This is a genomic window from Paraburkholderia sp. (assembly GCF_026225065.1).
Lineage (GTDB): Bacteria > Pseudomonadota > Gammaproteobacteria > Burkholderiales > Burkholderiaceae > Paraburkholderia.
In genome coordinates, this window is sequence record NZ_JAMFSB010000376.1 from 35,159 (window position 1) to 43,556 (window position 8,398).

Below are 8,398 nucleotides of genomic sequence, written 5' to 3' on the forward strand. Positions count from 1 at the left end.
GCCACGCAGGAAGTTCTTTGCGTAATCGCCAACGAATTCTTTTACGGCTTTTTTATAACAAGAATGCTTGGATGAAACGGTGTCTCGGCGGTTAGTATAGTTCAGACAAATCCAAGGTACAGAGAAATTTTTAACATTTCACTGAACACCCTTAACGCGTCACAGATAGACGTAGATATCGGTCCCGTTGCTTCCGTCAAGCGATGCTGGGGTTTCTGCATCTACCCGTGCCGGAACCGGAACCTGCAAGGACAGGCGCACGTGCCCCATGTCCGGATACGGCAACGCAAGCGGTTGCGCAAAGCCACTCCCGGTGAGCCGCACGCCCAGTCCGGCAGCCGGCCGTTGTGACACTGTGAGAGGACCTGGTGACGAGAACATGATCGCAGCACGGCCGCCGAGTTGCACGGTTTCCGCCGCGCGCGCGAATCTGCGTGGTGCGGCTACCGCGTCAGCAGACCTGGCGTCCGGCATCACAGCGTCGACTTGCCAGTCGTCATGCGGCTGATTCGGATGAGGAACGATGAAGTAACGCCACGGCAAGACTCTCGCGCCAAGCGCGATCGTATAGCGTTGCGGTGTGACATTGCCCTGCGCATCGAGACATGTCGCGCAGCCGGCCGCAGCGTGCGCACCGCCTGGATATATCGCCGCTATCGCAAACGCGCCATTGAGCGGCACGTCGCTCAGATAGAACGGATAGTCGGGACTGCCGGGGGCAGCGAGCCGATAACGTCCTTCGGATAGATGCGTGAGCGCCAGCGAAGCCCGCAGTGCCGACGGCACGATCGCCATCGGTCCCCACACCGGTGGCCCATCGCGCGCAGCAAGCACCGCGATACTCGTGAGCGGTGCTTCGCTGACATAGTTGAAGCGGCGCGGTTTCCAAGGCAGTGCGCCATACGCAAACGGCTCGCCGGCCGGATGCAGCAATGCGCTGGTTGCCCCGTCGAAAGGCACACTTCCGCCGTTCAGATTGTCGAAGTAGTAAAGCGACACGCCTGGCGTGGCTGCCGGTTGCGTATCGATCGCCGTATAGTTGGTCAGCCCCGCCCCTTGGCTCTCAAGGATGAACGTGAACGCCCCCTGCGCCGCGAAACCGAGCAGCGAGCCAGGCGCACCCTGCCGTTGCGCGCTCGCGTCGTAATAAACCTCTGCGCCCTCGCGCGTGGCTTTGAACAACAGGCCGTATTGACGCATCAGGCGTTCGCATGACGGCGTTGGCCTCACGCCCAGCGCGTCGCACCAGCCGTCCGCGAAATAGGTGTGTCGGATGTCAAGTGCGAACAGCAGGCGGTAAACGCTCATGAGCGGGTCCCGAGATCCGTCGCGGCGCCGCTGACCGCCGGTTCGAACGCGGCAACCCAACCCTGCTGCACAGTCAGCATACGGATCTTGTAGAGCGCCGAAGGCAGGTAATTCGCACCGAGCACGGACCAAACGTTGCTCAGCATCGTCAGATCGCAACTGACCATCTCGATTGAAAGCCGCTCGATCCCGGGCGGCAAAGCAGGCGCGTTCTGCGGTGTGAAACCGGGACGCGCCTGAAAAAATCCGATGGCCGCGCTCAACACTTTCAACGCCTCCCGATAATTCGCGCCGAACGACGCAGCCACCATCACGTTGAGATTCAAAGGCAGCGGAGCCGCGACCCGGGCGAAGCCAGACGGCGCCCCCGCTTGAGCCGGCGCGCTCGGGTCGCGCAACGGCACGGGCAGCGACGAGGCGGCGCCCTCTTTTTCGATGCTGAGCAGCGATATCACGAGCTTGTTATCCGTGCCGGGCGCCGCGCCACCGTGCGGTACGGCGAGACTCGACAGCACGGCGAGCGGCTCGCCGCCAGGGCTGCGCGGTTCGAGAAAACGGTTCAGTTCGTCGAGCAAAAAACCTAAAGCCTTGTCGATCATCGAGGAGCCTTTGCAAATCACACCGGGTTTGATGAGGCGCTGCGAACCGGCTGCGCCCGGGTGGCCATCAAGGCGTCTTGCCGTCCTTGCGCAACTCGCGACGGATCCCTTCGATAATATCCGCCTGCAAGATCGTCTCGCCGCCGCGCCGCAAAGTCGAGAGCGCCGCGTGCCGCAGCACGTTGGCAATTGCCCCGCCTGTAACTTCGTAGTCTGCCGCGATGACCTCCAGATCGACCTCGGCCGCAAGCCGGGGGCCGCGTGAGAATGCGTTACGCCAAAGCGTCAAGCGCTCTGCCTGTCCCGGTGCAGGAAAGTAGATCATCGACTGAAAGCGCCGCGCGAACGCATCGTCGATATTACCTTTCAGATTCGACGCGAGAATCACCACGCCCGGAAAGTCTTCGACCCGCTGCAGCAGAAAGGCCACTTCCTGATTCGCGTAGCGATCGTTCGAACTGCTGGTCGCGGTACGCTTGCCGAACAGCGCGTCGGCTTCGTCGAAAAAGAGGATCCACTCGCGCCTCTCGGCTTCGTCGAATACCTGCGCGAGATTCTTTTCGGTCTCGCCGATAAACTTCGACACCACGAGCGACAAGTCGATGCGGTACACGTCGAGCCCGGTGGTCTTGCCCAGCAGCGACGCAGTCAGCGTTTTGCCGGTGCCGGGCGGCCCGTAAAAGAGGCTGCGATAACCGGGCTTGATATGGCGGTCGAGTTGCCACGTATCGAGCAAGGTCCTGCTGTGCTCGATCCATGCACGCAGTTCGTCGATCTCGTCGCGCACGCCTGAATGCAGCACGAGATCATCCCACTCTAGCGGCGTCGTCAGACGGCGGGCCGGAAACGTACTGCTGTAATCGGGGCGCTGTTCGACACCGAGCGTGATACGCGACAACGCGAGGGGATCGACGCGTAAGGGAGCGTCGAACCAGTTCACAGCGCTCTCGGTAGGCTCGAGATGGAGTATCCGGGCGCGGCGCAACGGGTGGTCGGGTTCGGCGAGCCGGGTCAGGCGAATGCGCCGCTCCAGCGCCGTCGTTGCGCCGACGACGAAGGCCGCGGTTTCGTAGGTCGGCCAAAAGCCAGCGTGCGTGCCACGCGCGGTGCCACCGAATTCGGAGAACGCGCGCTCGAGATTGGGGTTGCGGGCAAAAAGCGGGTCGAGCAGTTGCGGGCGCAAGCAAGGCGCGAGCGCCAGCGCCAGCGTTACGCGCTCGTCCAGTTCGGTTATGTGCTCGCGGACGATGCGCGCGTACCAGGTGGTTTCGTCGCGCAGATCGGGAGCGTCAATGCGTGCGATATCGTCCACCTCGCACGGTTGGCCAAAGTAAAGGCGGATTGCCGCATCCAGCAACTTGGCGAGCCAGTTCATCTCGGCGTCGAGGACCCTGGCGGCCGCACCGCTGCCCTGTGGGATCGTGCCAGTGCCGATGTTGCTCCCGTGGTTCCTGTTGCTCACACCGCTGGCGGCAAGCTCGGACATCTACGCCTCTTATCAATTTTTGCACAGCCGTTCATGAGCCAGGCTCCGCTCGCGAGATACGAGGCAGATCGCGGCGTTTAGTATAGTTCACACAAATCGCCCGTCCAGGAAATTTTGGCGCGGTCATTGTGTCGGCTATGCTGGCTGCTGGGCCGGACAGGACGGCTGGCTACTGCTGGATCGTTGCGTCCTAAGCTGACCGGCTACAAACTGCGCACTCGCCTTCTCCACCGCCAAGGGCTGCAACTGCTGGCGAATCGTGTCCCTGGCCTGATTGAAGCCCGGCACCACTGTCGGCCGCTTTGCGTCGAGCTTCGCGACTACGTACAACGTGCCGCTTCCCTGTATTACAGGGATCGCCGCGGGAGTGACCGCGTCTACTGGCAACTGCGCGACCGCCTGCGCGACGGGCAGCGGAAGACCCTGCGTCTTGCCCTCCTCCAGTGGAAGCTTAAAGCTGATCCACGACATCTCGCCACCGGCCGCCTTGCTCGGCGCCATCGGGATTGTGTTGTATTTCGATATGCAGGCAGCCAACGCTGCCATCGCTTCGGTCTGGAGAGCCGCCTTGCGCGATCCCGTACAATGAGCAGGTTCAAATCCTTCGATAGATCGCGCTTTGCGCCGGCCTACAGCGTCATGAATCACGACATTGAACATGCTCTCACCGCAGCGAAAAAGAACTTAACGGCCGGGCGATTAGACGATGCCGCAGGTCTGCTGAGCGGTATTCTGGCGAGCGCTCCCGATCACGGCGAAGCTCTTGAAGGTCTCGGTTACATCGCCGCCAGACAGGGTGATCACGCACGAGCGGCCGAGTACCTGATACGGGCATCAGCGAATATGTCCATGTCGGTGGAACAACTAAACTTCGCGGCGCAGGTGTGTCAGTCGGCGCAACGGCACGATGGTGCGATAGCGCTGTTCGAGCGCGGCCTGACCCAGTTTCCGAACCATGCCGCCTCGTTGCATGGTGTCGCAATGTCGTTGATTCAGCTCGGCGAATCGCAGCGTGCACTCGAGATGCTGGTGCATCTGTGCAAAATCCAGCCGCAATCAGCCGAAGCGCATTACAACCGGGGAGCGCTGCTCGGTACGATGGCGCGTTACGAGGACGAACTGGAGGCCTACCGGCAGGCGATCACGATCAACCCGCGTTTCGTGAACGCGTATGTCAATCTTGGGGTTGCGTTGCGAGATATGCGGCGCTTCGATGAGGCGTTGCTTCAGTTCAGGAAAGCACTTTCGCTCAATCCGAACGACGCCGGCGCCCGCACCAATCGAGCTCAGACGAATTTGCTGCTCGGCGAATTCGAACACGGCTGGCGCGAATACGAATGGCGTTGGCGCGATGGCTCCCAAAGCCACGGCTTTCCCCAGAGCGCCCAATGGACTGGCACTCAACCGACAGATGGCAAGACAATTTTCGTTCATCATGAGCAGGGGTTCGGCGACACGCTGCAATTCGTGCGTTTCGTGGATCGACTCAGTGCGGCTGGTGCTCGCGTCGTGTTGCGAGTTCAGGACGCGCTGCTGCCGCTCCTCCAGAATTATAGGGGTGCGGCCGAAGTCATCGGCGAGACATGGCAGGTACCACGTTTCGATTATCACATTCCGACCCTGAGCCTGCCGTTTGCGCTCAAGATTCGTGCAGCCGATCTGGCGGTGGCTGGTCCATACGTGCACGCGGACGGTGCGCTTGTCTCTCAATGGGATGATGTGTTCGCAGGCTCTACTCAACGGCCAGGCATAGGAATCGTGTGGTCGGGAAGCCGTACGCATCTGAATGATCGCAACCGGTCTATGTCGCTCGAGCAACTGAAGCCGCTGTTTGACGCCGACGCGAATTTCTTCGCGCTGCAACAGGATGTACGCGAAAGTGATCGCGCGTGCCTCGCGCAGCTGGATGAGCGCGGGCTGCTGCGCGATGTTTCCGCCCGGCTCACCACGTTCGCTGAAACTGCTGCGCTGATCGCTCGTCTCGACCTCGTCATCAGCGTCGACACAGCTGTGGCGCATCTGGCGGGGGCTCTCGGGAAGCCGGTATGGATTGCTTTGCCCTTCATGCCGGACTGGAGATGGCAACTCGACAGAAGTGATAGTCCATGGTACGCAGATGCGCGGTTGTTTCGACAAAAGATACAAGGCGATTGGGCTGGCGTAATCGCTGCGCTTCGCGTAGAGATCGACGCGTTGCGGGGCGCCCGAACGGCGACCGGCGTAAAGTGAGCGGCCCCATCCGTGTGCTCGCTGTAGGTTCGATCCACAAACTTGATCGCTTCTTCTCCTTCGTGCCGATTACCCGCTTTAAGCGAGTGAGGCGCGTCGGATCGGCGGGTGCAGACAACGGCGAAAAACTGGCCGTTGTGTCGAGTGTCCAATTTGAAGCCCTCTTACGGACATTCGTCACAGTGATTCGACAGGCGGTTGCGGGTCCAGTGGACTAAACCGCTCGCGCGGTATGCGCTCCGTTCAAAGTTATTGGTCGGTGAAGGGTAAAACCCTCCGGTTTCCTATGTTGGCTAATGAGGCGATCCGCCTCGTTACCCAGGAGGAACCGGGCCATGACATCCCCCACCCAAGTTATCAGTCCGTTGCGTCAGCGCATGATGGACGACATGCGCATGCGTCGACTCGCGCAAACCACGCAAGCCAACTATCTTCGTGTGGGACGAGAGTTCACTGTCTTCCTCGGGCGCTCGCCCGACACTGCCACCGTCGAGGACTTGCGGCGCTACCAGCTGTATCTGGTGGACCGCGGCGTATCGCCCGTTTCCCTGAACGCGGCGATCACCGGGTTGAAGTTCTTCTTCGGCACGACGCTCGCTAAAGAGGCATTGATGGCGAAGATGCGTCCGGTTTATCTTCCGCGTACCTTGCCCGTCATACTCAGCCGCGAAGAGGTTGGCCGGCTGATCGCGGCGGCGACCAACCTGAAGCATCAAACGGTGCTGGCGCTCGCCTACGGAACAGGATTACGCGCCAGCGAGGTAGCTGCCCTGAAGGTCGGTGACATCGATAGCGAGCGTATGACGCTGCGCGTTGAGCAGGGCAAAGGCCAGAAGGACAGATATGCCATGCTGTCGCCGATCCTGCTCGAGCGTTTGCGGGTCTGGTGGCGAGTCGCACGAGCCCAGGGCAAGATGCTCGACGGTGGCTGGCTGTTTCCCGGACTTAACCCGATCGAGCCGCTCAGCACCCGCCAGCTCAACCGGGCGGTCCATGCTGCGGCCGAAGCTGCGGGAATCGACAAGCGCGTGTCCATGCATACCTTGCGGCACAGCTTTGCCACGCATCGGCTGGAACAGAAGGTCGATATCCGGGTGATCCAGGTCATGCTTGGGCACAAGAAGCTTGAGACCACAGCGCTTTACGCCCAGGTTGCCACCGATATTCTGCGCGAGGTGGTCAGCCCTCTTGAGAGTCTGCGTACCGATTAACTCTCATTGTGGCGCATTGCGCGCTTGAGGTAGCAGACGTCTTTCGCTCTCTTGGTTCAGCGTGGCATCAATCCGCTAACCTGAACCTCGGGCAGTTAAAGGTCATGTCCGCGATCGAACAGTGCCGCAGCGCGGCGCTGGGAGGGCACGTGTTGCGCTGCGAAGGATGCGCGGCGATTGAAGTCGCCTACAACTCATGTCGCAACAGACATTGTCCAAGGTGCCAGGCTAGCGCTGCGCGCCGGTGGCTCGAGGCGCGTGAGGCTGATCTCCTGCCCGTCGAGTACTACCACGTGGTCTTCACACTGCCGGCGGCCATCAGCGCGATTGCGTATTACAACAAGGCCGCCATCTACGGGCTGCTGTTCGATATCGCGGCCGAAACGTTGCGCACCATCGCCGCTGATCCGAAGCATCTTGGAGCGCAGATCGGTGCCACCCTCGTCCTGCATACGTGGGGCTCGGCGCTCACACATCATCCCCATGTGCATGGCATCGTTCCCGGTGGCGGGTTGTCGCCGGACCGAAGCCGGTGGGTAGCGTGCAGGCCGGGCTTCTTCCTTCCAGTGCGCGTACTCTCGCGGCTGTTTCGCCGGCGCTTCCTCGAAGAACTTGAAGTGACCTATCACCGGGGGCAGTTGCGGTTCTTCGGCGAATACGCCGGGCTCAACGACGTCGCCGCCTTTGCCAGGTGGCTTGCGCCAATGCGCGCATCCGAGTGGGTGGTGTATGCCAAACGCCCGTTTGCGGGACCCAAAGCGGTGCTCGCCTATCTGTCGCGTTATACGCACCGGGTCGCGATCTCCAACCAGCGCCTGGTCGCGCTCGACGAACACGGCGTTACCTTCCGCTGGAAGGACTACCGCGTGGACGGACGCACACGCAACAAGACCATGACTCTCGAAACAGATGAGTTCACGCGTCGCTTCCTGTTGCACGTGCTACCTGGCGGTTTCCACCGCATCCGCCATTACGGTCTGCTCGCGAATCCATCGCGGCGCGCGAATCTCGCGAAGATACGCGAGTTGCTGGACGGAGCGCCTGCCAGTATCGGCCGCAGTGCCAACGACATCGCGACAGTCGCAGTGTGGCCAACCTTCGTTTGCCGGCACTGCGGTTCGCCGATGATCATCATCGACATACTCCAGCGCAGCAGACCTATCCGGGCACCCCCTGTTGAGCGAGCCCACGCATGAATGCCATCGCGTCAGGATGCACGCATCGACTGTCGGCTCTTCGCCAACGGGAGCCCATAGGAGACGCTTGCGCCTACGACTCCAGACAGGCAGTCTGGTGCTGGCCGGGGCGGCATGATAGCAACGGCCAGCAGCGTCGCTGCTGCGATCGCGGTTGCCCAGGCGCACATTTACCCGCGTTTATATCCAACAGGCTCCCAACGGGCTTGAACAAATCGCCATAGCGGTGAAAGGTTCAGACCATGTCGGAGCACTCCGCGGTTTCCTCCCTTGGGGCTTGTAGGACGCCTGCCCGCTGGCGTCTGGGCGAGTTGACGTGCCGACGGATCAGGGCAGGCGTCCTACAACCCGATATGACTTTCCGTGTCA

The 8,398-nt window shown here is 61.3% G+C and carries 6 protein-coding genes; 3 read left to right on the forward strand and 3 right to left on the reverse strand.

Features of this window, described 5'->3' with window-relative positions:
• Nucleotides 1–159: 159 nt before the first annotated feature.
• From M0954_RS26495 to M0954_RS26505, 3 genes are all read right to left on the reverse strand, one after another.
• Nucleotides 160–1,308, reverse strand: coding sequence for a hypothetical protein (locus M0954_RS26495; RefSeq protein WP_297356411.1), 1,149 nt, complete (start codon nucleotides 1,306–1,308; stop codon nucleotides 160–162).
• Nucleotides 1,305–1,907: a DUF4255 domain-containing protein gene (locus M0954_RS26500; RefSeq protein ID WP_122158650.1), complete on the reverse strand. Its 603-nt coding sequence runs from the start codon at nucleotides 1,905–1,907 to the stop codon at nucleotides 1,305–1,307. Before M0954_RS26500 ends, M0954_RS26495 begins: the two co-directional genes overlap by 4 nt.
• A gap of 67 nt (nucleotides 1,908–1,974) precedes the next feature.
• Nucleotides 1,975–3,393 (reverse strand): ATP-binding protein, encoded by a 1,419-nt coding sequence (locus tag M0954_RS26505; RefSeq protein WP_133893375.1) that lies wholly within the window; start codon nucleotides 3,391–3,393, stop codon nucleotides 1,975–1,977.
• A gap of 183 nt (nucleotides 3,394–3,576) precedes the next feature.
• On the opposite strand from M0954_RS26505, the gene M0954_RS26510 reads away from it, so the two are divergent.
• The 3 genes from M0954_RS26510 to M0954_RS26520 all read left to right on the forward strand — a co-directional run bounded on the left by M0954_RS26510 (nucleotide 3,577) and on the right by M0954_RS26520 (nucleotide 8,029).
• Nucleotides 3,577–5,622, forward strand: a complete 2,046-nt coding sequence (locus M0954_RS26510; protein ID WP_367279537.1) for a tetratricopeptide repeat protein — start codon at nucleotides 3,577–3,579, stop codon at nucleotides 5,620–5,622.
• A gap of 335 nt (nucleotides 5,623–5,957) precedes the next feature.
• Nucleotides 5,958–6,833 carry a tyrosine-type recombinase/integrase gene (locus M0954_RS26515; RefSeq protein ID WP_297356413.1) on the forward strand — a complete coding sequence of 292 codons (876 nt, stop codon included), beginning with the start codon at nucleotides 5,958–5,960 and terminating at the stop codon, nucleotides 6,831–6,833.
• 8 nt (nucleotides 6,834–6,841) lie between these two features.
• Complete coding sequence (locus M0954_RS26520; protein WP_122153858.1) at nucleotides 6,842–8,029, forward strand: IS91 family transposase; 1,188 nt, start codon at nucleotides 6,842–6,844, stop codon at nucleotides 8,027–8,029.
• Nucleotides 8,030–8,398: the final 369 nt, after the last annotated feature.